The 24,932-nt window shown below is 39.3% G+C and carries 29 protein-coding genes; 11 read left to right on the forward strand and 18 right to left on the reverse strand.

Annotated features, from left to right (window positions below; translation table 11 throughout):
- Positions 1 to 48 precede the first annotated feature (48 nt).
- Genes SJY09_RS16955 through SJY09_RS16970 form a run of 4 tightly spaced genes read right to left on the reverse strand, consistent with a single transcriptional unit; the run spans position 49 to position 2,474 of the window.
- Positions 49 to 486 (reverse strand): TPM domain-containing protein, encoded by a 438-nt coding sequence (locus tag SJY09_RS16955; protein ID WP_396636889.1) that lies wholly within the window; start codon positions 484 to 486, stop codon positions 49 to 51.
- Between the two features lie 9 nt (positions 487 to 495).
- The gene (locus tag SJY09_RS16960) at positions 496 to 1,119 is read right to left on the reverse strand and encodes a LemA family protein (protein WP_396636890.1); all 624 of its coding nucleotides are present in this window, start codon (positions 1,117 to 1,119) and stop codon (positions 496 to 498) included.
- 48 nt (positions 1,120 to 1,167) lie between these two features.
- Entirely contained in the window at positions 1,168 to 1,497 is a 330-nt protein-coding gene (locus SJY09_RS16965) for a MerR family transcriptional regulator (RefSeq protein WP_396636891.1), read from the reverse strand.
- Positions 1,497 to 2,474, reverse strand: coding sequence for a M23 family metallopeptidase (locus SJY09_RS16970; RefSeq protein ID WP_396636892.1), 978 nt, complete (start codon positions 2,472 to 2,474; stop codon positions 1,497 to 1,499). Before SJY09_RS16970 ends, SJY09_RS16965 begins: the two co-directional genes overlap by 1 nt.
- Positions 2,475 to 2,578: 104 nt before the next feature.
- Here SJY09_RS16970 and alaS point away from each other — a divergent pair, with 104 nt between their 5' ends.
- From alaS to SJY09_RS16995, 5 genes are all read left to right on the forward strand, one after another.
- The gene (gene alaS, locus SJY09_RS16975; RefSeq protein ID WP_396636893.1) at positions 2,579 to 5,194 is read left to right on the forward strand and encodes an alanine--tRNA ligase; all 2,616 of its coding nucleotides are present in this window, start codon (positions 2,579 to 2,581) and stop codon (positions 5,192 to 5,194) included.
- Positions 5,195 to 5,259: 65 nt separating this feature from the next.
- Entirely contained in the window at positions 5,260 to 6,219 is a 960-nt protein-coding gene (locus tag SJY09_RS16980) for a GSCFA domain-containing protein (RefSeq protein ID WP_396636894.1), read from the forward strand.
- Positions 6,220 to 6,272: 53 nt separating this feature from the next.
- Positions 6,273 to 6,887 (forward strand): DUF4230 domain-containing protein, encoded by a 615-nt coding sequence (locus SJY09_RS16985; RefSeq protein ID WP_396636895.1) that lies wholly within the window; start codon positions 6,273 to 6,275, stop codon positions 6,885 to 6,887.
- Positions 6,888 to 6,964: 77 nt separating this feature from the next.
- Complete coding sequence (locus SJY09_RS16990; RefSeq protein WP_396636896.1) at positions 6,965 to 7,303, forward strand: hypothetical protein; 339 nt, start codon at positions 6,965 to 6,967, stop codon at positions 7,301 to 7,303.
- A 36-nt stretch (positions 7,304 to 7,339) separates the two neighbouring features.
- Positions 7,340 to 7,603 (forward strand): hypothetical protein, encoded by a 264-nt coding sequence (locus SJY09_RS16995; RefSeq protein ID WP_396636897.1) that lies wholly within the window; start codon positions 7,340 to 7,342, stop codon positions 7,601 to 7,603.
- On the opposite strand, the gene SJY09_RS17000 is transcribed toward SJY09_RS16995, so the two are convergent.
- Together SJY09_RS17000 and SJY09_RS17005 are read right to left on the reverse strand one after the other, a co-directional pair.
- A complete protein-coding gene (locus tag SJY09_RS17000; RefSeq protein WP_396636898.1) occupies positions 7,600 to 9,348 on the reverse strand; it encodes an aromatic amino acid hydroxylase in 1,749 nt (582 codons plus the stop codon). The genes SJY09_RS16995 and SJY09_RS17000 overlap by 4 nt on opposite strands.
- Positions 9,349 to 9,350: 2 nt before the next feature.
- The gene (locus SJY09_RS17005; RefSeq protein ID WP_396636899.1) at positions 9,351 to 9,818 is read right to left on the reverse strand and encodes a DUF3291 domain-containing protein; all 468 of its coding nucleotides are present in this window, start codon (positions 9,816 to 9,818) and stop codon (positions 9,351 to 9,353) included.
- 145 nt (positions 9,819 to 9,963) lie between these two features.
- Between SJY09_RS17005 and SJY09_RS17010 the strand changes: the two genes are divergently transcribed.
- Positions 9,964 to 10,431 (forward strand): Lrp/AsnC family transcriptional regulator, encoded by a 468-nt coding sequence (locus SJY09_RS17010; RefSeq protein ID WP_396636900.1) that lies wholly within the window; start codon positions 9,964 to 9,966, stop codon positions 10,429 to 10,431.
- A 62-nt stretch (positions 10,432 to 10,493) separates the two neighbouring features.
- Here the strand turns inward: SJY09_RS17010 and SJY09_RS17015 are convergent, their stop codons facing one another.
- Both SJY09_RS17015 and SJY09_RS17020 read right to left on the reverse strand, forming a co-directional pair.
- On the reverse strand, positions 10,494 to 11,087 hold the full coding sequence (locus SJY09_RS17015) for a DUF4136 domain-containing protein (protein WP_396636901.1): 594 nt from the start codon (positions 11,085 to 11,087) through the stop codon (positions 10,494 to 10,496).
- Between the two features lie 76 nt (positions 11,088 to 11,163).
- Positions 11,164 to 11,322, reverse strand: coding sequence for a DUF5522 domain-containing protein (locus SJY09_RS17020; protein ID WP_396636902.1), 159 nt, complete (start codon positions 11,320 to 11,322; stop codon positions 11,164 to 11,166).
- 201 nt (positions 11,323 to 11,523) lie between these two features.
- Between SJY09_RS17020 and SJY09_RS17025 the strand changes: the two genes are divergently transcribed.
- The 4 genes from SJY09_RS17025 to hemL are packed head-to-tail and all read left to right on the forward strand — an operon-like array spanning position 11,524 to position 14,897.
- Positions 11,524 to 11,853 (forward strand): hypothetical protein, encoded by a 330-nt coding sequence (locus SJY09_RS17025; RefSeq protein ID WP_396636903.1) that lies wholly within the window; start codon positions 11,524 to 11,526, stop codon positions 11,851 to 11,853.
- A gap of 12 nt (positions 11,854 to 11,865) precedes the next feature.
- Positions 11,866 to 12,771, forward strand: a complete 906-nt coding sequence (locus tag SJY09_RS17030) for a 1-aminocyclopropane-1-carboxylate deaminase/D-cysteine desulfhydrase (RefSeq protein WP_396636904.1) — start codon at positions 11,866 to 11,868, stop codon at positions 12,769 to 12,771.
- A complete protein-coding gene (locus tag SJY09_RS17035) occupies positions 12,768 to 13,613 on the forward strand; it encodes a glucosaminidase domain-containing protein (protein WP_396636905.1) in 846 nt (281 codons plus the stop codon). Before SJY09_RS17030 ends, SJY09_RS17035 begins: the two co-directional genes overlap by 4 nt.
- A 3-nt stretch (positions 13,614 to 13,616) precedes the next feature.
- Entirely contained in the window at positions 13,617 to 14,897 is a 1,281-nt protein-coding gene (hemL, locus tag SJY09_RS17040) for a glutamate-1-semialdehyde 2,1-aminomutase (protein ID WP_396636906.1), read from the forward strand.
- Here hemL and SJY09_RS17045 read toward each other — a convergent pair.
- From SJY09_RS17045 to SJY09_RS17060, 4 genes are all read right to left on the reverse strand, one after another.
- Positions 14,894 to 15,577: a hypothetical protein gene (locus tag SJY09_RS17045; RefSeq protein WP_396636907.1), complete on the reverse strand. Its 684-nt coding sequence runs from the start codon at positions 15,575 to 15,577 to the stop codon at positions 14,894 to 14,896. The two genes, hemL and SJY09_RS17045, sit on opposite strands and share 4 nt — an antisense overlap.
- Entirely contained in the window at positions 15,574 to 16,749 is a 1,176-nt protein-coding gene (locus tag SJY09_RS17050) for a P1 family peptidase (protein ID WP_396636908.1), read from the reverse strand. The genes SJY09_RS17045 and SJY09_RS17050 overlap by 4 nt, the downstream gene beginning before the upstream one ends.
- 114 nt (positions 16,750 to 16,863) lie before the next feature.
- Positions 16,864 to 17,115, reverse strand: a complete 252-nt coding sequence (locus SJY09_RS17055; RefSeq protein WP_396636909.1) for an FUSC family protein — start codon at positions 17,113 to 17,115, stop codon at positions 16,864 to 16,866.
- A gap of 1 nt (position 17,116) precedes the next feature.
- Positions 17,117 to 17,917, reverse strand: a complete 801-nt coding sequence (locus tag SJY09_RS17060) for a hypothetical protein (RefSeq protein WP_396636910.1) — start codon at positions 17,915 to 17,917, stop codon at positions 17,117 to 17,119.
- 354 nt (positions 17,918 to 18,271) lie between these two features.
- Between SJY09_RS17060 and SJY09_RS17065 the strand changes: the two genes are divergently transcribed.
- Entirely contained in the window at positions 18,272 to 19,345 is a 1,074-nt protein-coding gene (locus SJY09_RS17065) for an IS110 family transposase (RefSeq protein ID WP_396636911.1), read from the forward strand.
- Between the two features lie 225 nt (positions 19,346 to 19,570).
- Here SJY09_RS17065 and SJY09_RS17070 read toward each other — a convergent pair whose 3' ends face one another.
- From SJY09_RS17070 to SJY09_RS17095, 6 genes are all read right to left on the reverse strand, one after another.
- Positions 19,571 to 20,167 (reverse strand): hypothetical protein, encoded by a 597-nt coding sequence (locus SJY09_RS17070; RefSeq protein WP_396636912.1) that lies wholly within the window; start codon positions 20,165 to 20,167, stop codon positions 19,571 to 19,573.
- Between the two features lie 159 nt (positions 20,168 to 20,326).
- On the reverse strand, positions 20,327 to 20,611 hold the full coding sequence (locus SJY09_RS17075) for an addiction module antidote protein (protein WP_191100631.1): 285 nt from the start codon (positions 20,609 to 20,611) through the stop codon (positions 20,327 to 20,329).
- A gap of 1 nt (position 20,612) precedes the next feature.
- Positions 20,613 to 20,915, reverse strand: a complete 303-nt coding sequence (locus tag SJY09_RS17080; protein WP_396636913.1) for a type II toxin-antitoxin system RelE/ParE family toxin — start codon at positions 20,913 to 20,915, stop codon at positions 20,613 to 20,615.
- 316 nt (positions 20,916 to 21,231) lie between these two features.
- A complete protein-coding gene (locus SJY09_RS17085; protein ID WP_396636914.1) occupies positions 21,232 to 21,681 on the reverse strand; it encodes a hypothetical protein in 450 nt (149 codons plus the stop codon).
- Between the two features lie 355 nt (positions 21,682 to 22,036).
- Positions 22,037 to 22,204: a hypothetical protein gene (locus tag SJY09_RS17090; RefSeq protein WP_396636915.1), complete on the reverse strand. Its 168-nt coding sequence runs from the start codon at positions 22,202 to 22,204 to the stop codon at positions 22,037 to 22,039.
- 181 nt (positions 22,205 to 22,385) lie between these two features.
- The gene (locus SJY09_RS17095; RefSeq protein WP_396636916.1) at positions 22,386 to 24,875 is read right to left on the reverse strand and encodes a zinc-dependent metalloprotease; all 2,490 of its coding nucleotides are present in this window, start codon (positions 24,873 to 24,875) and stop codon (positions 22,386 to 22,388) included.
- Between the last annotated feature and the right edge of the window lie 57 nt (positions 24,876 to 24,932).

Below are 24,932 nucleotides of genomic sequence, written 5' to 3' on the forward strand. Positions count from 1 at the left end.
AGCCGATTAAAGCTATTTAGTATCCTCTTTGGGGAGGTCGGGAGGAGCCTAGCCTTTAGATATCTCATTACTTAGTTCGTTTGTGTCATCATGTTTCCAGGGAAAATGATGCGCTAACTCGGTTCCCGCCTTATGTATTCCTGCAACGATTCCGGTTTTAAAGGCACCATTTTTAAAATGCCCTTCAATGATGTTTTTGGTACTTTCCCAAAAATCCTTTGGTACTACTTTATCCATTCCCTTATCTCCGCAAATGGCGAACTTTCTATCATTTACAGCAACATAGATTAGGACGCCATTTTCCTCTTTGGTGTTGTCCATTTTAAGTAAATGAAAGACTTCCTTAGCTCTCTTATAATGGTCAATTCGGGTATGTGCCTCTATATGAACCCTTATTTCGCCAGACGTATTTTTTTCTGCCGATAGAATGGCCTCAACAATCTCTTGTTCCTCTTCTATTGTCAAAAAATCTTCTACTCTGGACATATATGCGGTTTATTCAAATTCAAAATTTACATCGGGTGCATTCTCAGAACCTGCTTCAGATTTAAAATAGGCTAGTTCATCAAAATTAAATAGTCCTGCCAAAATAGAATTTGGGAATTTTTTAATGTGAAGATTGTATGGTTCTACAGTAGCATTAAAGCGATCCCGTGCTACGTTGATTCTATTTTCAGTGCCCTCTAATTGGGATTGAAGTTCTAAGAAATTTTGATTGGCTTTTAAGTCTGGATACCTTTCTACGGTAACTAAAAGTCTACTCAACGCTCCGCTTAAGCCGCTTTGTGCTTGGTTAAATTGCGCCAACTGCTCTGGTGTAATATTCGTTGGGTCTATGCTAACTGCAGTAGCCTTAGAACGAGCTTCTATAACATCTGTTAAGGTGCCACGCTCAAAGTCTGCGGCTCCTTGTACGGTTTTCACTAAATTTCCGATGAGGTCGTTTCTGCGTTGGTAGGAGCTTTCTACGTTAGCCCAAGTTTTGGTTGAGGTTTCCTTTAAGGCAATGGCAGTATTGTTGAATTTGTATGCAAAAATCCCTCCAATTATGCCAATTATTATTACTGCAATTACCGTTATTCCTAGACAGCCAAGGCCTGCTAAAACTCCTTTTTTCATGATTAGTGTAGTTTTAAATAATCCCCTGTATTAGTAGAATTATAGTGTTTATAGTTGTTTCTTAATTTTAATGAGTTCTGTTTTAACGCGTTCTAGTTTTTGAATGATATCAAAATTGGACAAGGTCTTTTGTTTTTCTTCTCTTAAGTGCGTTTTAGCCCCTTCTAGTGTAAACCCTCGTTCTTTTACAAGGTGGTAAATGAGTTGTAGATTTTTAATATCCTGAGGGGTGAACTTTCGGTTTCCCTTAGCGTTCTTTTTAGGTTTTAGAACATCGAATTCCTTTTCCCAAAAACGTATGAGTGATGTGTTTACGTCAAATGCGCGAGCTACCTCCCCAATTCCATAATAACGTCTTTCCGGTAGGTCTATCTGCATTAATCCAGGGATTGATTTTCTTGGTTAGCGTACTTCAACATGTTTTCGAATTCTTCGGGAGATAAACTTCCATAGTAGAAATTAATAGGATTAATACGATCTTTCTCCTTCCAAACCTCATAGTGTAAGTGCGGTGCTTCAGACCTTCCCGTGCTACCTACAAAACCAATAAGGTCACCACGTTTTACTTTCTGTCCTTTTTTAACGTTGTACTTGCTTAGGTGTGCGTACAAACTTAAATAACCATACCCATGGTCTATTCTAATATGTTTTCCGTAGCCAGATGAGTTGTTGTCCGCCCTCGTTACTTTGCCATCTCCAGAAGCATAAATGGGGGTGCCTTTAGGTGCGGTAAAATCCATTCCATAATGCATTTTCCGTGCTTTTGTAAAAGGGTCGGAGCGCCACCCGTAACCAGATGCCATGCGTGTAAGGTCTTCATTGTTAATGGGTTGAATTGCTGGAATGGAAACTAAGAGTTTTTCTTTCTCTTCGGCCAGTTTAGTGATTTCATCCAAGGATTTGGATTGTATGGCCATTTGTTTTTTAATGATATCCAAACGTTTTGTGGTGGAGATAATCATCTCTGAATTATTGAAGCCTTCTAAGGATTTATACCTGTTTATACCACCAAACCCTGCTTTCCGTTGCTCTTCTGGAATGGGGTTGGCTTCGAAATAGAGTCGGTATATGTTGTTGTCGCGGTCTTCAATGTTGGCGAGAACCTCTTCAATCTGTCCCATTTTTCTATCCAAAAGATCAAACTGAAGCTCATAGTTTTTTACTTCACGCTGTAAAGAAAGTTCCCTAGGGGTGTTAATAAGATTGGTGTTCAAAAGTAATAGTAAACCTAGAAAACCGAAAAGCAGTGAGCCTAAAAAGAAAAACACGATATTCCGATATCGCTTGGATTTTTCGGGTTCAATTTTCCGGTAAGAAAGGGTATCCGGGTCGTAATAGTATTTTACTTTAGACATGAATAGATTTTATCCTATTTTTGTTCTTTCGTTTTAACATAACAAACAAATATAAAAATTGTTTTCAATAAACAGTTAAAATTTGTAAAAGCTTAGCATTTTAGATGAATTCCAAGGATATACGAAAGCAATTTTTAAACTTTTTCGAAAGCAAAAAGCACAAGATTGTGGCTTCTGCTCCAATGGTCATAAAAGATGATCCAACCCTGCTTTTTACCAATGCGGGAATGAACCAGTTCAAAGAATATTTCCTAGGTATTTCTGCGCCTAAAAATGCACGTGTGACGGACACCCAAAAGTGTCTAAGGGTAAGTGGTAAGCATAACGATTTGGAAGAGGTTGGTAAGGATACCTACCACCATACCATGTTCGAGATGTTGGGCAACTGGAGCTTTGGGGATTATTTTAAGGAGGAGGCCATTACCTGGGCTTGGGAATTATTGACAGAGGTCTTTAAGATAGATGAAGATAGTTTATACGTTTCGGTCTTTGAAGGAAGTACCGACGCCGATAAACTAGGTAAGGATAGTGAGGCCTATGATTTATGGAAAAGAATAGTTCCAGAGGACCGCATCATCATGGGCAATAAAAAGGACAACTTCTGGGAGATGGGTGATCAAGGCCCTTGTGGTCCTTGTTCGGAAATTCATGTAGATATACGTTCCAAGGAAGATAAAGCAAAAGTTTCCGGTGCAAGTCTGGTCAATGCAGACCATCCTTTGGTAGTAGAAATATGGAACTTGGTCTTTATGCAGTACAACCGAAAAGCGGACGGTACTTTAGAGAACCTTCCTGCTAAACATGTAGATACAGGAATGGGTTTTGAGCGTCTTTGTATGGTGCTTCAAAATGTAAAGTCTAATTACGATACCGATGTTTTTACGCCGTTGATTCGGGAGATAGAGACCATTACAAATGCCGCTTATGGTAAAGACGAGGAGGTAGATATCGCAATCCGAGTTATTGCCGATCATATAAGAGCCGTGGCTTTCTCTATAGCCGATGGGCAATTGCCCAGTAATACGGGAGCTGGGTATGTAATCCGTCGTATTTTAAGGCGTGCCGTGCGTTATGGTTTTACCTTCTTGGGTACCAAAGAGCCTTTTATGTATCGTTTGGTCAATATACTCACCCAAGGTATGGGAGAGGCATTTCCAGAATTGAAAGAGCAAAAGCAATTGATACAAAATGTAATCAAAGAAGAAGAGCATTCCTTTCTTAAGACTTTAGATCAGGGATTGGTGCTTTTAGATTCTATTATTGCCAATACCAAGAACAAAAAAGTAGCTGGCGCAAAGGCTTTTGAGCTGTATGATACTTTTGGTTTTCCTATTGATTTAACAGCATTGATTCTTAATGAAAAAGGTTATGAGTTGGATGAAGCCGGATTTGAGGCAGCTATGCAGCAGCAAAAAAACCGTTCTAAATCTGCCTCCGAAATTTCTAAACAAGATTGGAAGGTATTAGCAATTGATACGGAACAAGAATTTGTTGGCTATGATTTGTTGGAAGCTGACGTAAAAATTGTGAAGTACCGTAAGGTTACTTCTAAAAAGGATGGCGTTCAATATCAACTGGTATTCAATTTAACGCCTTTCTATGCAGAAGGTGGTGGACAAGTAGGGGATAAGGGTTACTTGGAGCCTACGGATGGTGATGTAGTTTACATTATCGATACGAAAAGGGAAAACAACGAAATAGTACATTTTGCAAAAAGCCTTCCTAAAAAATTAGAGGGAAGCTTTAAGGCTGTGGTCGATGCCAAACAGCGTCAAAGAACAGAAGCTAACCATACGGCAACACATTTGTTACATCAAGCCTTACGGGAAATTTTAGGAACCCATGTAGAGCAAAAAGGCTCTGCGGTACATTCTAAGTACCTGCGTTTTGACTTCTCCCATTTTTCAAAGCTTACATTAGATGAGTTACGGCAAGTAGAAGATTTCGTTAATGCGCGTATAGAGGGCCAATTGCCTTTACAAGAGCAGCGCAATATTCCTATGAAAGAGGCTTTAGAATCGGGGGCAATGGCACTATTCGGAGAAAAGTATGGCGATACGGTACGTACCATAAAATTTGGGCAGTCGGTTGAGCTATGTGGTGGAACGCACGTTGAAAATACCAGTGCTATTTGGCATTTTAAAATAAAATCGGAAGGAGCCGTTGCTGCTGGAATACGAAGAATAGAGGCGATTACAAGTGATGCGGTAAAGGATTTTTACTTTGAAAATAACCGCTCGCTTTATGAGATAAAAGATGTTCTTGGTAATGCCCAAGACCCTGTGAAAGCAGTAGCTAATCTTCAAGAAGAAAATGCAGATTTGAAGAAGCAAGTAGCGCACCTACTAAAAGAAAAAGCAAAAAATCTAAAAGGAGAATTAGCGCAGGAATTAGAAGAGGTTAACGGTGTTCGGTTTTTGGCTAAGAAAATAGATTTAGATGCAGCCGGAATAAAAGACCTTTCTTTTGAGATGGGTCAAAACCAAAAAGATTTGTTCTTGTTGTTCGGTACCGAGCAAAACGGTAAGGCCTTGTTGTCTTGCTATATTTCCAAGGAAGTTGTTGCTGCTAAAAATTTGAATGCAGGAACTATTGTTCGTGAATTGGGCAAATTTATTAAAGGTGGTGGTGGCGGCCAACCTTTCTTCGCAACTGCAGGAGGTAAAAACCCGGGGGGCATCTCTGAAGCTTTGGAGAAGGTTCGAAACTACTTAAAATAATAAGTGTTTAGGGTTTGTCCTCAATTCATAGTGCGTATTGAAATAAAATTCTGGGAACTTATTATATGAAACTTCAAACCCAAATACCCTTAACAAGGGCAAATAACCCAATTGATTATTCAAGTCAATTACTTGTTTTGGGTTCTTGTTTTTCGGAGAATATTGGGGCTAAACTCGATTACTTCAAATTTCAAACTGTACAAAATCCATTTGGTATCCTGTTTCATCCTTTGGCGATTGAAAACTTGATTTCAAGAGCTGTAAAAAAAGAATACTATTCGGCAGACGATTTGTTCTTTTTGAACGAACGTTGGCATTGTTTTGATGTACACTCTAGTTTAAGCGATGTACGCAGAGATGCACTTTTAGAAAACTTAAATGCTCAACTTGTTAGAACAGAAAATCAACTAAGGCTAGCGACCCATATATTAATTACCTTGGGTACGGCGTGGGTTTACCAAAAAAAGCAAACGGGAAAAATGGTGGCAAACTGCCATAAAGTGCCGCAAAAGGAGTTCAAGAAGCACTTGCTGACCGTAAACGAAATAACGGCAAGTCTACAGAGGTCAGTGCAACATATTGAAAGCATCAATAAAAAAGCACAACTCATTTTCACCATTTCCCCCGTACGCCACCTAAAAGATGGTTTTATAGAAAACGAACGAAGCAAGTCACATTTGATAACGGCAATTCACACAATACTAAGTATTCCCCCTTCGGGGGCTAGGGGGATTTATTTCCCTTCCTACGAAATCATGATGGACGAGCTGCGCGATTATCGTTTTTATAAAATGGATATGATTCACCCAAACACCTTAGCTATTGATTATATCTGGGAAAAATTTTCCAAGGTGTGGATCTCAGATGATGCACAGGTTACTGTGAAAAAGGTGGAAGAAATCCAAAGAGGATTGCGTCATAGGCCATTTAATCCAAATTCGGAACAACATCAAAGATTTCAAGAGTCGCTCAAGGAGAAAATCTCGTATATTAAAAAAGAGCATCCTTTTATGACGTTCGAATAGGGGATTGGAGTCACCGCCTTTGTGTAACGAACGGTTTGTTTAAAGCGTATAGTATGAAAAAATTTTTAATAGGATCAGTAATTGCACTGGCCATAGTTTTGGTATTTCGTTCTTGTGGTAAGGAAAAGGAATCCGAAGCAATTCTTAAGGAAAATTCCATGCTCATTCAAGAGCGAATAGCTAACGTTTCTAAGCTTATTGTTACCGAAGGTCATTTTGCAGAAGTTTATAATTACAAGGATTCTAAAGAACTTTTTGGTCCGCTACTTACGGCAGATAAAAAAGCATTGGTAGTTGTAAATGCAGCGGTGACCATAGGGTATGATCTTTCTAAAATTGAATTTACAGTGGACGAGGAAAAGAGAACGCTTCACATTGATAAAATTCCTGAACCGGAAATAACCCTAAACCCGGATTTTGAATATTACGATGTTACTGCAGATTACCTAAATCCTTTTGAGGCAAAAGACTACAATGCGATAAAGAATAATGTTAAAGCGTCTTTATTGAAAAAAGTAGAAGCATCAACTTTGAAAACGAATGCTAAGAATAGATTATTGAGCGAGCTTCAGCAATTTTATGTACTGACCAATAGCTTGGGTTGGACTTTGATCTATCAGGATAAAGAAATTGACGAAGACTTTTATCCAATCCTGTTGAAAAACTAAGTTTTTAATAGTTAAAATATTCAAAAACAATTAGTTATGCTGTATATTGATGTTCTATCACATAAAATGGCATCAAAATGAAACAGACCAGACCAACAAACTACAGAAGAAAGTTTTTGAAAACAAGCGGCATGTTAGGTGCTGGATTTTTACTGCCTAACATGTCCATAGCCAAAACCACCGCTTTCGTAGATGGAAATGTCCACCAGTTCGGCAAACGTGAAGGATATACTGATCAAGTAAGTATTCTTGTTTCTATGATGGACTGGATGCGGTCTACGGTGCTTCGTTCAGTTAGTGGAATATCACAGAAAGAACTAGATTTTCTTTTGGACGAGGAGTCTAATTCTATTGGTGCCATGCTAATGCATCTTGCTGCCACGGAGCGTTTTTATCAAATCCATACCTTCGATTAAAGGGAGTGGGGAGATTTTGATAAGAAAGACACTGATATGTGGAACGTTGGGAGCCGTTTGGGAGATGCCGCAAGGAAGGAGTTAAAGGGAAAGCCACTTTCCTTTTATACCGATCATCTTGCCGAGGTGCGGGAAAATACGAAAACCATGCTAAAAACCAAGAGCGACGATTGGCTTTATGTAGAGACGGATTTCTTTGGAGGACAGCCTACGAATAACTATTGTAAATGGTTTCATGTAGTAGAACATGAGTCCAATCACAACGGTCAAATAAAATATATAAAAAGTAGGGTGGTTTAAGTGGTTTTTACTGGTTCAACGAGATTTAAACCATCGTCGATGAGGTGCCCCAAGCTAGGATTGTCCTGTTTTACTTTTTCTAGATGTTGCTTTATTTCCGTTGCAAAACCAGTATCCCCGTTAGTAACCGCCAGTTCATAAAGTTCTACGGATAATAACCAGTCTTTCGAAAATTTCTGCTGTACTTCCTTAAAAACCTTATGTCTGGAGATAGTCGTGTTTTTACCTTCTCTAAATTCCCGTATTTGGTGGTAATATGTTTCTAATTCATTAGCGGTGTCGTCATTCGTATTGGCTATGGTTTTGCTAAGTTCGTGGTCTATAAGGTCAAAACTTTTTAAGTCTGCAGGGCCATTAAATGCAGAAACAATATGCTCACCAATAGCCATATTATAAAGCTCCTTCTCGGATTTAAATAGCACTTTTCCTTTATGGGTCACCTTACAATTTTCAAAGGTTATTAAGATGATCTGTCCCTGTAAATTACGGGTGCCCGTGATAATTTTACCGCTTACGTTGATGTTACCAACAAAATCAAGTGAAACATGTTCTCCTTCATAAATTTTATATGCCTTTAGATCTCTAGGGCTCATCTCTTCTATGGGAATGTTAATGCCTTTTAACCTGCCTATGGGTGATCCAAAACCTGTTGCGTGTTGGTTGGTATCCTGCCCTACCAATTCTTTCTCTCTGTAGGCCAAGGCAGATTTTCCTTTGGTCTGGAAATAAATAGGGGAGCCGTCATGCGCAATAACATTATTAAAATTTCCAGATACTTGAAGTCCGGTACTAAGTTCAATAGTGCCTAATTCTTTAGAATTAATCAGTTTTTGAATCCCGCTTAGTCCACCGGTACGTAAGGCCATGGTGTTAGCAAAATCTTCTAAAACTTGACTCAGAAAGGCAAAATCTGGAGTTACAAATAGCTGGGGTTGTGGTTTGGTAATATCAAAAGGAGTGTGGGCGGCCGCTATGGAATATGGTATTTTTTTTACTTCATCTGTCATGCACCACGCACTTTCCCCTATTGAGGATAAAAGCCCTGCGCCATAGATTTTTGGGTTTTCGATCGTACCTATTAAGCCATATTCCACGGTCCACCAATGCAGATTTCTTATTAGGGCCATTTCACTAGGTTCGCCCATATTTTCCTGTAATTCCTCGATAAGTTTTTCGGCTTCCTCTATTTCTGAATTCGCTGTACCCTGTGCTTCCTTGATTATGGATAGATGACGCACGGCTTCGTAGAGTTCAAAATCCTTTGCGCTAGAAACCGCTTTACAACCAATTTCTCCAAAACGTCTTAAATATTCTGAATACTCTGGGTTAGCGATAATAGGTGCGTGGCCGGCACCTTCGTGAATGATATCCGGGGCAGGAGTATATTCAATATGTTCTAACTGACGAATATCCGATGCAATGACTAATACGTTATAGGCCTGAAATTCCATGAATGCTGCCGGAGGAATAAATCCGTCAACCGCAACTGCGGCCCACCCAAGGTCTTTTAGAATTCGGTTCATGCCATACATGTTTGGAATATGGTCTATAGCGATTCCGGTTTTTTGTAGTCCGTCCAAATAAGAGCCGTGCGCTACTTGGCTAAGGTAGTCTACATTTTTTCGCATAACGTAGCGCCATACCGCTTGGTTAATTGCGGTATAGTCCTCGTAATTTTGAGGCTTTATGTATTGCTTCAGGTGTTGGGGAAGCTTATCTAAAATGGGATTGCTTTCGTAGGTCATAATTAAAGCGTTTTTATAGGATTTCCCTTAGCATCGTACAAAGAGCGCATTGAAAATACTTCTGGAGAATCACCTTGTAATTGGTGAAGTTCTAATTTTTCCTTAGTGTCTGTTAGCGTCGGTATAGCACCAATCGGTATCCACCATAAAATAAATTGAGATGGTTTAGAAAGGTCGAACCACTTTTTTTTATGCTTTAGAAAATAGCTATGAACAGAACCATACACAAAATTTTTAAAGGATTCCATGTCTTCCCAAACACTGATGTTAATGGCCATCATTTCGTCTTGAAAAGGTGATTCCAAGTAAGACGCGGAGCGGCCTTCCTCGTCTTTTAAACGCCAGACAAAACCTTTGCTTTCCTCTGCAAATTTGTTCACCGGCTCCAAAAAGTCTACAAACTCCTTCATTGTTGGATGGGTCAAAGGGGCTTTAAAACTTGAAATGTTGGCTTGGGCCAGATGATACATAGATACTATTTTCTATTAAAGATATTTATTTTGGTTATTAGTCAAAAAAAAATAAGGTATATTAGGGATAATTCCTTTAATAGGATATAGTGGAAGGAAAAAATATTAAATTGAGTTGTGTTTAAACGAATTATAAGGAATTGTTATGGTAGAAAAATTGGATGCGATAGATCGCGGGATTTTAAAAATCCTAGAAAAGGATGCTAAAACCGTTGCGAAATCAATTGCCGAGCAGTTGGGTCTCACAAAAACACCGGTTTACGAACGAATTAAAAGATTGGAAAAAGAGGGCTATATTAAAAATTATGTAGCTGTTCTAAATACGGATAAGATTGAGCAAAGTATAACGGTATTCAGTTTTGTGTCCCTTGAGGCTCAAAAAGGAAGCTTAATGGACGATTTTCTTGATAAAGTAATGCGTTTCAATGAAGTCTCGGAGTGCTATGTAGTAGGAGGCGAGTTCGATTTTTTGTTGAAAGTAACGGTAAAGAACTTGGATGCCTATTATGTCTTTGCAAAATCAAAAATTGCCACTTTGGCCAACATAGGTGCTGTAAAAAGTGCCTTTGTGCTTAACGAAGCAAAAAACCAACAACAATTTCCTTTGTTGTAAGTAAATAAAAAAACCTGCAATGTATCGGGTACAAAGCAGGTTTTTGAAAAAGTATTTTTCTCTTATTTGGATACTAGTGCATCAGGCGGATATTGCTCCAAAATCTGTGCTACAAATTGTTGAATACGTTCTTCTTTTTTTCTGATGTTCTTGGTATTGGCCAGTGTTCCCTCACCTTTTCCCTGCCATACCAACTCTTTACTTTTTGTGTCGATAAGGTCTATGTATAGCGATCCTTCGGTTGAGGTACTTACAGCAGGTCCACCGCCCCAGCCCCAGCCAAGTCCAGGTCCCCAACCGAGACCTCCCCAGCCCCAGCCCCAGCCACCAAAACCTCCCCAGCCACCCCAGCCGAAGTTGTTATTGTAGACATCAACTCTTTCTTGTTCTTTGGTAAATATACTTACCAATAGGTCCGGGCTTTCGGATTTAACGAAACCTCTTGAGGCCATTTCCGTTTCTATTGCTCTAAGAATACGTTTTTTGTCCAAGTCGGATATTTGCGCCTTGTCGATACCGGTTTTATAGAAGGCATATGACTTGTAGCCATTAAAATCAGCTTTCTGGTCATAATCGGATAACACACGAACAGAGGAACAGGAACTTAGGAAGAATAATGCGAGCACCGGAAGGGCTAATAATTTAAATGTATTCATAACAATAGTTTTTTTAGTTTACGGACTTTTTCTCATCAATATGGCTTCAAAAATCATGCCGAACGCTGCTTTTTTGCTATTGTGTGTTCGTTTTTGGGTCGTATCCGTAGGGGCAATGCCTACAACCGCTTTCACAGCAATACCCTCTTTTTAAATGAAATTGTTTGGTAAAGACCCTATAGCCTTCGTCTGACCAGTAAAAATCTCCATCTTCAATAGGGATAATCTTCTTCATTTATGCTGTGGCTTATAATACCAGTAAAGTTAAAGAATTTCTGTTGATAACCTTTTTATTGGGGTTTGTAAAGCACCTATTTTATTGTAGTTGGGACCTTGGTATACGTTTTGTCGGTTTTGTTGGCAAGAAAACAATTAATTTGTCGTAGACTTCTTTGTAAGAATTATCTTTGTTTAGAATCAATATTTTAACGCGTTAATGATTTTAGTTTTTAAACATTTTTTCTATAAAAACTATGTAGGTCTTTCCCTCTGGCCATTTATATTTTTGAAGAGTAATTCCCTTAAGGCGGATACCGTGCTTATTAACCATGAGAAAATACATCTAAGGCAACAACAAGAGTTATTACTGCTACCCTTTTATGTGCTGTATATTACGGAGTGGCTATTGCGGGCTATCTTCTATTTGGATAGTTATCGTGCTTATCAAAATATAAGCTTTGAAAGAGAGGCTTATGTTAATGAAAATCAATTGGACTATTTGTCCCATCGCAAACCGTTCAGCTTTATTAAATACCTTTGTCGCTGAAAATAGGTTGAATTGCAATCCGAAAATCATTTCGTAGAACTTCCAATTTTACTGGAAAAAGGAATCACACTAGCTCTAAAGCGTGAGGATTTGCTGCATCCGTTTATTTCAGGAAACAAATACCGAAAACTAAAGTACAATCTAGAGGAAGCCAAGTATCAAAAAGAACACACCTTGCTCACTTTTGGCGGGGCGTATTCTAATCATATTGCAGCATTGTCCTATGCGGGAAGAGAAAAAGGTTTTGTAACAATCGGCATAATAAGGGGGGAGGAACTAAAGGAGAAGTGGCAGGAGAATCCGACACTGGCATTTGCTCACGAGAACGGTATGTCCTTTAAATTCATGTCAAGGGCAGCTTACAGAAAGAAGACCGATCCGGCATTTCTTCTAGAACTTGAAAAAGAGTACGGGTCCTTCTATCTGGTCCCTGAGGGCGGTACCAATACTTTGGCGATAAAGGGTTGTGAAGAGATTTTGGACATGGCAGACCATGATTTCGATACGATCTGTACCTGCGTAGGAACTGGTGGTACTATGGCCGGTTTAATTAATACTATAGAGCCACATCAAACAGTTATGGGCTTTTCTGCTTTAAAGGGAGATTTTTTGAATGCTGAGCTTACGAAGCTAACTTCTAAGAAAAATTGGAAATTGATAACGCATTATCACTTTGGGGGATATGGAAAAATAACCGAAGAACTGGTTGGTTTCATGAACACGTTTAAAGAAACGACAGGTATTCCTTTAGACCCTATCTATACAGGAAAAATGCTTTATGGGTTGTTGGATATGATTAGGAATGATAATTTTGCTAAAGGAACCAAGATATTGGCCATTCACACGGGAGGGCTTCAAGGTATTACGGGAATGAACATAAAGCTGAAAAAGAAAAATTTACCTTTGTTGCATATATGAACAAGAAAATAATAATGCTATTGGTGTTGAGCATCCTAATGATAGGTTGTAAAAGCAAAAAAGCATATTCAGATAATTTACGCACAAAAAATGTGCTCTCTGAACGTAGAAAGAAAAAAGTGAAGACTCCGGTAGTCGCTACCAATACGGATACTTCTTTACCCAAGGATTCGGGGAAATTTGTCTCCTTTAGCATAGCATCCATTCCGGAATATATCGACACATTTTCTGAGATTGCGCAGTTAGAAATGAAGGCATACGGTATCCCTGCCAGTATTACCTTGGCACAAGGGCTATTAGAAAGTGGTTTTGGTAAGGGCGAGTTGGCCATGAAGACCAATAACCATTTTGGCATTAAATGTCATAAAGGATGGCAGGGCGATTATGATTTCCATGATGATGATGAAAAAGGGGAATGTTTTAGAAAATACAATCATCCCATGTTCTCTTTCCGAGACCATAGTATTTTCTTGACCACCAGAAGTAGGTATGCGTTCTTATTCGATTATAGAAATACAGACTATAAAAAATGGGCCTATGGACTTCGTAAGGCAGGTTATGCTACGGACAAGCGATACCCACAAAAGCTAATCTATCTCATAGAAAAACATCAATTATACACCTACGATACCGAGATTTCAAAAGCGGGTTACGGGAAAAATGTTGTGGTTGCTACTGAGACTGATGCAGTACATATTGTAAAAAAGGGAGATACGCTCTATTCGCTTTCCCGTAAATATTACGTTTCCGTAGATAAGTTGATGCAGATGAACAATCTTAGAAGCTCCAACCTTTCCGTTGGACAAAAACTTATGGTACGAACTACCGATATTAACAAATAGCAGATGATATATAAAAGAAGCAGTGCTTTGTTTGCTGAAGCAAAGCAATACATTCCAGGAGGTGTAAATTCTCCCGTACGAGCATTCAAAGCGGTCGGTGGTGATCCTATTTTTGTGAAGGAGGCCAAGGGAGCGTATTTGTACGATGAAGACGGTAACAAGCTGATAGACTATATCGCCTCTTGGGGCCCATTGATTTTAGGGCACGCCCATGCGCCGGTAATCGATGCTATTATAGAAAAGGCTCAAAAAGGAACTTCGTTCGGGATGCCCACCGAGATTGAGACCGAGTTGGCAAAGTTGGCCATTTCCATGGTGCCCCATATAGATAAAATTAGATTCGTGAACAGCGGTACGGAGGCTTGTATGAGTGCCGTGCGTTTAGCTCGTGGCTATACGGGAAAGGATAAGATTATAAAATTCGCTGGTTGCTACCACGGCCATTCGGATTCTTTTCTGATTCAGGCAGGTAGTGGTGCCGTTACTTTTGGGAGTCCCAATAGTCCTGGCGTTACGCAAGGAACCGCCAAGGATACCTTGCTCGCGGATTATAACGATTTGGAGGGAGTGCAAAAGCTTGTGAAGGCAAATAAAGGAGAAATCGCAGCTATTATTATTGAACCAGTCGCCGGGAATATGGGTTGTATTGTTCCTAAGGATGTATTTATGAAAGGCCTTCGCGAATTGTGTACAGAGGAAGGTATCCTGCTCATTTTTGATGAGGTGATGACGGGCTTTCGTTTGGCAAGAGGTGGCGCACAGGAAGCCTTAGGGATTCAGGCAGATATTGTCACTTTTGGAAAAGTTATAGGAGGAGGGCTCCCGGTAGGTGCTTTCGCTGCTAAAGCGGATGTCATGAATCATTTGGCACCCGATGGGCCGGTATATCAAGCCGGTACCTTAAGCGGCAATCCGTTGGCAATGAGCGCAGGTTTGGCGATGCTAACCGAACTGAATAACAAGCCTCAGATTTTTGAGAGCTTAGCGAAAAAAACAGAATACTTACATAAAGGATTGGATGAGGTATTGTCCATGAAGAAAATGGACTATCAAATAAACCGTTTTGGCAGTATGATATCGGTACATTTTACTGATACGCCAGTAGTTGATTTTACAACTTCGGCCAAAGGAAATAATGATATGTTCAAAAAATATTTTCACGGAATGCTGGAGCAAGGCGTATACTTGCCGCCAAGTGCTTTTGAAAGCTATTTTTTAAATGATGCACTAAGCTACGAGGATCTGGATGCTACTATTGCCGCGTTAAAGAACATAGCGTTTTAAACTGTTTTTATTTCTTTAATCAGTTTAATACTATCCGAAAGATGAGTCCAAATCACTATCGGAACCACTGTGGCAGGTAGCAAAATGAAAGGAAAGTACATTACCCCTCTATTGGGTTGGTCAAATCCGAATTGTTGAAAGGGGAGTTCGGCGGACAATATTCCATTCACTAGTATAAAAAGTACAAGAACAAGTCCTATCATGTTCCAAAGCAATAAGATATACTTGGTCACTATGTTTTTTAGCAATAACCATCCCATAATTGGAGCCGTAATCCCCATTAGTATGTCATAGTTTCTTCCTTCGAACGTCATTAATTCAGGAACCATCTTATGAATGAAAAGCGCATATAGTACTAGTTCTACAGGTAAGCGAACTACATGTAAAAAAGTACTGATTTTTGTATTTCTTTTCTCAAAAATCCATTTTTGCTGCTTAGGCAATAACCCGTAAATAATTATAAGCACAGCTGGTACTAATACTAGACCAAATCTCGGAGGTATGGAATCGGTCACTTTATAAAACCCCGAATAAGCTAGTATGCTGTGTAATGCAGACCATAGTATAATAAGGAATAGTAGCGTTTTTGGTTTTCCGTTAGCATAATAAAAAAAACCAATAGTTAGTAGAGAGGTTGCGAGGAAAAGTACTGAAATCCATGGGGGAAGTAACTCGATCATTCCTTTAGTCTATTGTATTTTTTTAAAGTTTCGATGAGTAGGTCGTGTGGTAAAGCATATGCTGTATTTCCATTGATTCCTTCCATGGTTTCTGCCGCAATCATAGCGTTGATGATCGCTTCTTGCACGGCTTGTACCGTTGCTTCGAAAACGGGCATTAATTTGTCGTTTGGCATGGACTTTACCGTTGTTGTTTCATCCCTGTTAAAAGCATTTTCATTGGCTGTGGAAAAGGCCAAGAAGATATCACCAGAGCCATTACTTCCCCTTCCACCCACAATACCAACACCTAATGGAATTCTTTGTGCTACGCGTTTTAATTGGTGTGGTAATAGTGGAGCGTCAGTAGCCACGATAACGATGATGGAGCCGTCACCTTCCTGTCTTCTAGATTTTGGCGGTCCGTTGAACTTATAGTTCAAGGTATCCTTTAATTCTACGCCAACGGGTACGCCGGCTATGGATAAGTTCCACTTTGCGCCAAAATTAGATTGAACAATTGCCCCAACGGTGTAGCTCTCCTCCTTGATTTTAAAAACGCGTGAAGAAGTTCCTGTTCCTCCTTTATAGCCTAAACACATCATTCCGGTACCTCCTCCTACGTTTCCTTCGGCAATTCTCCCCGATTTTGCGTCCTGTATCGCTTCCAATACATGTTTTTCCTTTACGTGAAAACCATAAATATCATTGAGGAAACCGTCATAGGTTTCAGCCACAACAGGGTACGTATACCACCAATCCTCACCGCTATACCAATCTGTGTCCACATACCATTTTAAAACCGCATCGCGAACCACACCAACGCTATTGGTATTGGTGATCATAATAGGAGTTTCTAGAAAACCGGATTCCGTTACCCAGGTGGTACCCGTCATTTCTCCATTACCGTTTAGACTGTACCAGTTGGCATAGACGGGACTGAACTTTTTCGCTTTTCCTCTTGGAAATATTGCCGTAACCCCAGTTCTAATGGGACCTTTTCCAACGATGTTATCTCCTTTTCCTGATATAATGGTACTATAGCCTACTTCTACACCCTTAACATCCGTTATAGTATTGAACATGCCCGTTTTACCAACGAACGGCACACCTATGTCCCTTGCTCTTGGTTTCTGTCCGTTTATATTAAAATAGATAAGCAGTACGATAAAAGTAATTCGTGTTTTTTTCATTTTCCTTAGTGTTATACAAACGGGCGTAGCCACTGACAATGGTTTAAAGATAGCACCTTGTGCTTAGGGTCAACGTTTAAAATCCTTGAATTAAGGATTTAAGAACGGCGAGGGTTATTTTAAATTACGTTCCTTCAAAAGTTTTTCAATTGCTGTTTTTTTGTATTTGCTCTTGTTCGCTAATTTATAGATGGCATAAATCAGTAACAAGCCGAAGAAATAATTAAAATTATCGGCGGCAATACCGTAGATTAGAATTCCCACCAAAACACCGATTAGCGTAGCATCAATAGTATTCGAGGTCTTTAATTTTTTGGCTTCAATCAATAGTTCCTCATCCGTTAATTCATTTAGTTCCTTTTTCATATTACTGTAGCTTTACCCTTCTTGTAAATTTTTTCTGCAACGGTTCAATCCAAAATTGGACTACTTTTCCTTCTCTTTCGTAGAAATATGCTTTCTTTCCTTTGATAATCACTTTTTTACTCCTTGGCATTCTTTCTTTGTCAACTGGCACTGAAATGTTTATTTCTATGTAGTCCGTTTGTTCTATTTTTAAGTCAGTCTCTATTGGTTCGATAAAGCCATAGGTGTAAACTCCTAATTTATTAAAGTTCTTTTTTGCAATTCGAAAGGTGTTAGAGGAATCCACTATTATCTGATTTTTAATTCGTGGAGCCCATGCACATTTCCGAATATAGGCCTTGCGAAGTAAATGGATGTTCTTTTTTTTCTTACCAAAATAAAGGGTTAGTGTCTCAAAATCAGCAAGCTCTGTGTTGGTTAGTTTATTATTTTCGTAATAATCAACATAGTGGTTTACCTTTATTTCGATAGAATCGTTTAATCCGATTATCTTTTCATTTATGGAAACTTTAGGTGTACGCCTCTTTAAATGAGGATTTAGAATAACCTCTTTTCCTTTTATAATCCAATTTCCTTCGTTACTAAATTTCTTAAAAGTTCGGGGGTAGATATAATCTACAGTATTTAGTTTAAAAGTTCTATCATTTTTCAATTGTAACACCGTAGTAGGGGATAATCCCAAAGTCCAGTCTCCATAAACCCCACTAACATCAGTTACCGATTTTTGTGCGTTTAAATTGAAAACGATAAAAAGAATTGCGGTTATGTAAGCTGTTTTTTTCAAATTGTGTAGAACGGTCACGGCTCGTATGTTTGTTTCTTAGGTTGAAGATAAGATATTTAGGATAATCCATTAGCTTAAAGGGAAGTGTGGTTTCGTGTTTCGGCCAGATACTTAAAATGGATATCGTTGCTTAGGTCTACACACTTCCCAAGCTAATGTTTTAAAACATTAGCTTGGGAAGTGAACAAAAGCTAGAATAGAAGGGACAGAGAGGTCTCGGCTAGATACACTTAAGGTGATATCGTTTCATAGAAATCCCGCCCTTCTATAGTTTTCTTGGAATCCGGACAGTACCTAGACCCTATTTTACAGAGGTCGAATCAAATGCGAGCAAGGATGATAAAGAAGGTTATAGCTTAAAAAAATAATGTTATGGAAAAGCGCTTAAAACAATGTTTGGGTATTGATGTCTCTAAACTAAACTTATCATTATCCCTAGGTTTTCTGACCGATAAGCTGAACAAAGAATTCATATCACATCCAGATGTGCCCAATGATCTGTCAGGTTATAAAGAGCTTTTGAAATGGTTAAGGAAATCGGTGGATGCTAGCGTTGAGCTTTTAGTGGTTATGGAAGCCACGGGAGTTTACCATCAGGGTATCGCCCATTATCTGCATTCCAAAGGTTATTCGGTTTGTGTAATGCAGTCGGGCAGGGTGAAGAGTTATGCCCGTAGTCTTGACCAACGCTCAAAGACAGATGCGCTGGATAGTAAAATGCTCGGTATGCTCGGTCTGGAAAGGTCTATTCGTTTATGGGAGCCACCCAGTGAAGAACTTCAACGCTTAAAAGCATTGAGCAGGGAACGTAGTTCTTTGTTAAAGGATAGGACAATAGAGAACAATCGTCAGGGAGCAATTTCGTCGAGTGTTTATAGGAATGCCAAAGCCCTTAAAAGGCATAAGAACAGGCTGAAACTTATCAATGGTCAAATAGGATCTATAGAAGAAGAAATGCAGGACCTGATATCCAAAAACAAAGTACTGCGGAACAAGATAGGCTTTATGATGAGTATACCTGGTATTTCATTTATATCCGCAGCTACCGTTATAGGAGAGACCTTGGGTTTTGCTTCTATCGTAAACGCGAAACAACTGACCAGCTACGCCGGTTACGATGTTGTCTTGCGAGAGTCGGGGAACTTCAAGGGCAAAACAAGGATCAGCAAAAAGGGTAACAGCCATATTCGTGCCGTTCTACATATGCCTTCGATGACCTGTGTGCGTTGTAATCCAACATTGAAACAATTCTATAACCGACTTAAGCCAAAGAAAGCAAAGCCACTGGTGGCCTTAATAGCGGTTCAGAGAAAGCTGTTGATATTAATGTACACCCTATGGAAAAACGAAGAATTCTATGATGCGGATTTTGAAACTAAAAAGCAGCAAAAGCGTGAAGCCCTTGCTGCGCAGGATAACAACTTGATTGCTCAACTTGTTTCCTAATATTTTAAAGAAAAAGCTTGCTTTTTAACACAGTACCTATGAACAGTACGGGAGGAAACTAGCGTTTGCTTTCCGCCACGCACATAGCGCAATCTTTTGGTTTTGTTTTTTCTTTTTCTGGTCAAAGCGAAATCCCAAAGATTTCGCGACATCATAAATATACACAAACCTTTCTTTTAAGCCCGAAACCCGTATTGTTTATAGGTTTTGTTGTAACACGTTTTTCTATGCTACTTTAAGTGCTCTGTCTAGAACATTTAGATTTCCAATATATTCAGTCCTATGTTCCCAATTCGTAGCAAGTTCAGCCCAAATTTTTTGTCGGTCAATTGCCAGCTGGATTAACGGTTTGTTCTTTTCGTCAATTTTACCTTCATCTACTAATTGACCAAATCCAGTAGCAATAACAGAAATATCTACAGTATAAATGTATTGTGAGTCGTCAAAATTATCGTCATCCAATTGAGATTGGATTAAGGCTCTATCAAGTATTTTTTCATTGTAATCTGATATTCCTTTTTCCGAAACACCTTCGATAGTCCATTTGAGACATTCGTAAGTTTTTTTGCGCGGGTTTTCTTTTTTCCAATCTCTAAACTCAGATAAAGCCATATCTCCTTCGTCCGAACCAAACGGTCCTAATTCATCAATGCACGACCAAAAAAATTCTTCCGGAATTAATTCGAGTGCTCTGGCGTGAGCATTGTCTTCATCAATTCCATATGGTTCGTCTTCGATTTGTCCATCACTAGTGTCCTTTTTATTTTGAGGATTTTCACTATTATTTTTCTTTTTTCCGAAGAGGTTTTCAAAGAATCCCATACTTTTTCTTAAATGTGTTACAACGGTCTCGGCTATGAGTAGTTGCGTGGTTTAGCGATTAATTTTGCAAGTACACACCAAGTTGGAAATTCCGCAGGAATTTCCAAAGTAGACGAGAACAAGCAATTACTTATAGCCATTGTTGTGGTGTCGTTTTTTTTACGCTGACATTGGTTTCACGTTTATTTGTCCACCAATAGCTTTCAGCACTTTCATTATCGTTCCGAATTGTGGTTTTGCTCCATCGGATAAAGCTTTGTAAAGACTCGGTCTGCTCATTCCTGTTTTCTCCGCGATTTTAGTCATTCCGATTGCCTTTGCAATATGTCCAATTGCTACAATCAAATCAGAACTTTCTCCATCTTCGAGAACTGTATTCAGATATTCAGCAATCATTTCTTCGCTATCCAAATAGTCCGCAATATCAAATTTTGTAGTTGCCATTTTATTCGCTTTTTATTCTGTTCCAGATTTTTTTCGCTTTCTCGATGTCCTTTTGTTGGCTTGATTTATCTCCGCCAATTAAAAGAATTACGATTTTGCTCTCTTTTTCTTTAAAATACACGCGATAGCCTTTTGCGTAATTAATTCGCATTTCGCTTATTCCATCGCCAACGGGTTTACAATCTCCAAAATGTTCATCAGTTTCGAGTTTCTGAATTCGGAATAGTATTTTGGATTTCGCTCGTATGTCTTTGAGCTTTCTAATCCACTTATCAAATTCAGATGCCTTTTCGGTAATAATCATTTAGACTGTATCCATTTAGATACAAATATAATCTAAATTTTTGAATTAAAACAGAAGTTTTTGGCGTTCTAAATGTTGGTCTTAAATGCACCACAACACGTTTATATGTCTGTATAAACGTTTATTTCCCACAAGGTACAAAATTTAACCTTTTTACTGTAAATTATAGTTTAATACAAGATGAACGTACATCTATTTTATATATATTTATACGTACTTTTAGAGTACTAATTATATAAAATGACCGTATTGATAAAATATAAAAAACCCTTGCACTACTGCAAAGGTTTTTTCATCCATCATTAAACCAACCAAACTATTTTTTACGTTTTCTTCCTTCTTTAGTTCTATCCTTTCTATCCTTTCTGTGCTTTTGACTCTTATGCTGCATCTTTTCCCACTTGTTGTATTGTGCTTCGGTTAATAGGGTTTTCAGCTCTTGTTTATGGGCTATTTGGGCATCTAGGCGTGCTACCTGGAGTGTGTATTTTTCATCAGCGCTCAGCTTTTCGCCATTTTCTTTTTTCGCCTTATGTGTTTCCATCTTCGCTTTTCGCGCTGCTATATGCGTCGCTAATAAAGATTTCATTTTTCTTTGCTGTTCCTCGTTTAAATCCAAGGCCAAGGTCATCTTTTTGGTCTGTAAGGTCGCCATCTGTTCCGTGCTCAAATCCTTCATGTGGTTTTCACGTCCACGTATATCATCTCTTTGTGCTACTACCGTTATGCCTGTCATTAAAAGCATTGCAAAAACTATTTTTTTCATGTTATCTATTTTTATTGATTTCACAAGTATGACCGTAGCTATTGACAATGGTTTAATGAAGGGTTCTTTTTTAGGAAATTATTAACTCGATAATCTAGATTTATATGTTTAGAGGCTTACGTCGAAATTAAATGCAATTTTCTTTGATTGCTACGCTGGCTTACTCCGAGATAGTTTTCTGGCATTATAGCGGCATGTGGTAAGAAGATTGGTTTTTTTCAATGTTCAGAAAAGCAAAAAAACAGGTCTTAATATGGCCGCAGTACCAGTAAGTCTAAGATGCTGTGCTGAAAATATATGGTACTAAAAAAGCACGGTGCGAACCGTGCTTTTGATTTGGGGAAATTATAATTAGTTATTCGCCTATATCCTCCATAAAAGGGTTTATGGTAATATCCGCTTCCGTTGTCTGCGAGCTATCAATAAGCTTTGTTTCTTCTTTATTGGAAGCATCTACATGATATATTATGGCTGCTATCATAAAACAGCTGAGGTAAATAAGGCTTTTTAGTTTGTTACTCATGATTTGGGGGTTTTTGATTATGCTCCAAAGGTAGCACACGGGTAAGCGCAAAAAAGCCCATTGTTGTGAAATGGGCTTTTCTTGATGGCAAAATGCTATTGTATGTGGTTTAGTAAATCGGGTTATCGATGATATTTGCCTTTCATCGATTGCGCATAAAATCTTACCTCTTTTTAAGTATTTATTTTGGGTCTAAAATCATGGTAATGCGCTCCGCCGTATCCTGTAAATGATATTTGCTCATCCTGTCCGATGTTCTTGACGCCGCATTTCTGATTTCTCGTTTTAGGCTGTTCAGTTCGGCTCTTGCCAAGGAACGGATATCTGACTGACTGGTATTTACCACGGTCGATTTTTGATACCCTCCAAAGGCCGGCTTCTTACCTTGGTTCTCCGCGGTCATTAAATAGGCCAAACGGTCTATGTGTGCTTTTTGAAGGTTTCTGCGGTAGGTATCTATTTTTCTTCCAGAGGGTAACTCTGACCAAATCCCTTTTCGTAAATCGCTCATCATTGCTATCAGTGAGTAGGCCTCGGAACCATTAGCGGTCTCATTTTCAATAAGTCTTGCCATTTTGCCCAGACTCAACATATTGTTCAATGTGCGTACTTGTATAGACCTGATACGTTCTACGAAGCCCGAGTATTGGGTTTTTCCAAAAATATCCTGATCTAACAACCAGTCCGGAGTTTGGAAAAGTTCTTCTTGGATAAATGTCATACAGTTTGCCTGGTGTGCTTTTGCAACGGGTGTATACACCGCACCTTCTTGCTCATAGGTTTTGTGATGTTCATAGACACCACCTATGTTATTGGATACATGGCCCATATACCTATTGTATTGCGAAATGACTTGGCCGTAGAGGGTTTCTAGGTCATCATAGTTTTTACCGTCTTCCTTGGTCCATTCTACCAATTTGGGAACAATACGTTTTAGATTGGCAATGCCGTAGGTACTTGCCTTAATGGCATCGTCACCTAAATCTTCCGTTTGTGAACTTGGGTCAACGATATCTCCTACTTGCTGATGACCAAATCTGTACAGTGGATCGCCAGCGTGTTTTAGTATCCAACTATCCAAGGTCTTTTTCTCTTCTTCCGCAGTTTTGTCCAAAATTGGTTTATAGCCCCATTGTATGGCATACTTGTCATAAACACCAATATCTGGCATTAGAGCTACGCCCTCGTCACCAGGTTGCGCTATATAGTTAAAACGGGCATAGTCCATAATTGAAGGAGCGGTACCGTACTTTTTGGTGAAACTTGCAGATCGTAAGGAATCTACAGGGTAGGCAACACTACTTCCCATGTTATGAGGGAGCCCTAGGGTGTGCCCCACCTCGTGGGAGGAAACAAAACGGATCAACCTGCCCATGACTTCATCCTCAAAGTCAACACCCCTAGCATCTGGGTTAATGGCAGCGGTCTGTACAAAGAACCAGTTACGCAACAAGGTCATTACATTATGGTACCAGTTAATGTCCGATTCCAAGATTTCTCCACTTCTTGGGTCGCTAACATGCGGGCCATTGGCATTTGGTATGGGTGATGCCAAATAACGGACTACGGAATACCTAACGTCCTCAGGGGACCATTCCGGGTCTTCCTCCTTGGTCGGCGGGTCTTTTGCAATAATCGCATTTTTGAATCCGGCCGCCTCAAAAGCAACTTGCCAATCTTCAATACCTTGTTTAATAAAAGGGACCCATTGTTTCGGCGTTGCCCTATCTACATAATAAACGATCTGTTTCTTAGGTTCTACCAGTTCCCCACGGGTATACTTTTCAATATCCTCGTCCTTGACCTCTAAACGCCAACGGTCCAAAAAGGTTATGGTCTTACTTTCTTGTGCGTCTAGGCCGTAATCTACCTGCCCTCTAGCGAACCAGCCTACTCTGCGGTCAAAATAACGGCGTTTCATGGGCTCTTCAGGTAAAAGAACCATAGAATTGTTTATCTCTACAGAAATAGAACCAAGACTTCCATTACTAGGGGCGGCACTGGCCAAATAGGTTTTTACGTGTCTGGCTTCCACGTTCAAGGGATAACTCTTAATGCTTTCGATAAAACTACGGCTCTCGTCCAAGCGGGATACTTTATAGCGTTTTCTGTAAAATTCCGGCATTCCAAAAGCTTTGGTGTCCTTGGTGAATATATTATCCACTTCGATTACCGTAGCCGGATTTAAGGAATCTTTCTTAAGCGCTTTGATATCAAAGGCATACAGCACCGGTTCAAAATTAGAATTTACAACAGCTTCGTGCACGGGAAGGGAGTCTGCAGCGACTACATCATGCGATACCACGCGTACCAATACTTTTTTATCCTTCTTTTCCCAACGCAATACCTGGGTATTGATTTTTCCACCGCCAAAACCGATACGTGATGCGGTTTTGGAGATACGGCTTACCATCAACATTTCTTTATTGAACAGGGAATCCGGGATTTCATAGTAGTGTTTGTCCTCCACCACGTGAACGTCAAAAAGACCTTTGTCCGTCTGGGCATCCTTGGTAATGACCTTGTTGTAAGGCTTTATTTTGTCCTTACTGGGTTTATCATCGGTCTTTTCTGTTTTCTTTTTTTTCTTTTTGAAGATTTGAGCTTCTGCGGTCTGATAACTTAGTGTAAAGACCAAGGTAAGTAGTACAAAGAGTAATTTTTTAGTCATTTCTAGTGTTAGTTTGAGAATTTTTCAAAGAACCGAAAAAATAATTGAAGGAATTGT

The organism is Maribacter sp. R77961 (assembly GCF_044594925.1).
Classification (GTDB): domain Bacteria; phylum Bacteroidota; class Bacteroidia; order Flavobacteriales; family Flavobacteriaceae; genus Maribacter.

Coding starts and splice junctions, on each gene's coding strand:
- SJY09_RS16955 (WP_396636889.1), bottom strand. CDS start 486: ATGTCCAGAGTAGAAGATTTTTTGACAATAGAAGAGGAACAAGAGATT.
- SJY09_RS16960 (WP_396636890.1), bottom strand. CDS start 1,119: ATGAAAAAAGGAGTTTTAGCAGGCCTTGGCTGTCTAGGAATAACGGTA.
- SJY09_RS16965 (WP_396636891.1), bottom strand. CDS start 1,497: ATGCAGATAGACCTACCGGAAAGACGTTATTATGGAATTGGGGAGGTA.
- SJY09_RS16970 (WP_396636892.1), bottom strand. CDS start 2,474: ATGTCTAAAGTAAAATACTATTACGACCCGGATACCCTTTCTTACCGG.
- alaS (WP_396636893.1), top strand. CDS start 2,579: ATGAATTCCAAGGATATACGAAAGCAATTTTTAAACTTTTTCGAAAGC.
- SJY09_RS16980 (WP_396636894.1), top strand. CDS start 5,260: ATGAAACTTCAAACCCAAATACCCTTAACAAGGGCAAATAACCCAATT.
- SJY09_RS16985 (WP_396636895.1), top strand. CDS start 6,273: ATGAAAAAATTTTTAATAGGATCAGTAATTGCACTGGCCATAGTTTTG.
- SJY09_RS16990 (WP_396636896.1), top strand. CDS start 6,965: ATGAAACAGACCAGACCAACAAACTACAGAAGAAAGTTTTTGAAAACA.
- SJY09_RS16995 (WP_396636897.1), top strand. CDS start 7,340: ATGTGGAACGTTGGGAGCCGTTTGGGAGATGCCGCAAGGAAGGAGTTA.
- SJY09_RS17000 (WP_396636898.1), bottom strand. CDS start 9,348: ATGACCTACGAAAGCAATCCCATTTTAGATAAGCTTCCCCAACACCTG.
- SJY09_RS17005 (WP_396636899.1), bottom strand. CDS start 9,818: ATGTATCATCTGGCCCAAGCCAACATTTCAAGTTTTAAAGCCCCTTTG.
- SJY09_RS17010 (WP_396636900.1), top strand. CDS start 9,964: ATGGTAGAAAAATTGGATGCGATAGATCGCGGGATTTTAAAAATCCTA.
- SJY09_RS17015 (WP_396636901.1), bottom strand. CDS start 11,087: ATGAATACATTTAAATTATTAGCCCTTCCGGTGCTCGCATTATTCTTC.
- SJY09_RS17020 (WP_396636902.1), bottom strand. CDS start 11,322: ATGAAGAAGATTATCCCTATTGAAGATGGAGATTTTTACTGGTCAGAC.
- SJY09_RS17025 (WP_396636903.1), top strand. CDS start 11,524: ATGATTTTAGTTTTTAAACATTTTTTCTATAAAAACTATGTAGGTCTT.
- SJY09_RS17035 (WP_396636905.1), top strand. CDS start 12,768: ATGAACAAGAAAATAATAATGCTATTGGTGTTGAGCATCCTAATGATA.
- hemL (WP_396636906.1), top strand. CDS start 13,617: ATGATATATAAAAGAAGCAGTGCTTTGTTTGCTGAAGCAAAGCAATAC.
- SJY09_RS17045 (WP_396636907.1), bottom strand. CDS start 15,577: ATGATCGAGTTACTTCCCCCATGGATTTCAGTACTTTTCCTCGCAACC.
- SJY09_RS17050 (WP_396636908.1), bottom strand. CDS start 16,749: ATGAAAAAAACACGAATTACTTTTATCGTACTGCTTATCTATTTTAAT.
- SJY09_RS17055 (WP_396636909.1), bottom strand. CDS start 17,115: ATGAAAAAGGAACTAAATGAATTAACGGATGAGGAACTATTGATTGAA.
- SJY09_RS17065 (WP_396636911.1), top strand. CDS start 18,272: ATGGAAAAGCGCTTAAAACAATGTTTGGGTATTGATGTCTCTAAACTA.
- SJY09_RS17070 (WP_396636912.1), bottom strand. CDS start 20,167: ATGGGATTCTTTGAAAACCTCTTCGGAAAAAAGAAAAATAATAGTGAA.
- SJY09_RS17075 (WP_191100631.1), bottom strand. CDS start 20,611: ATGGCAACTACAAAATTTGATATTGCGGACTATTTGGATAGCGAAGAA.
- SJY09_RS17080 (WP_396636913.1), bottom strand. CDS start 20,915: ATGATTATTACCGAAAAGGCATCTGAATTTGATAAGTGGATTAGAAAG.
- SJY09_RS17085 (WP_396636914.1), bottom strand. CDS start 21,681: ATGAAAAAAATAGTTTTTGCAATGCTTTTAATGACAGGCATAACGGTA.
- SJY09_RS17090 (WP_396636915.1), bottom strand. CDS start 22,204: ATGAGTAACAAACTAAAAAGCCTTATTTACCTCAGCTGTTTTATGATA.
- SJY09_RS17095 (WP_396636916.1), bottom strand. CDS start 24,875: ATGACTAAAAAATTACTCTTTGTACTACTTACCTTGGTCTTTACACTA.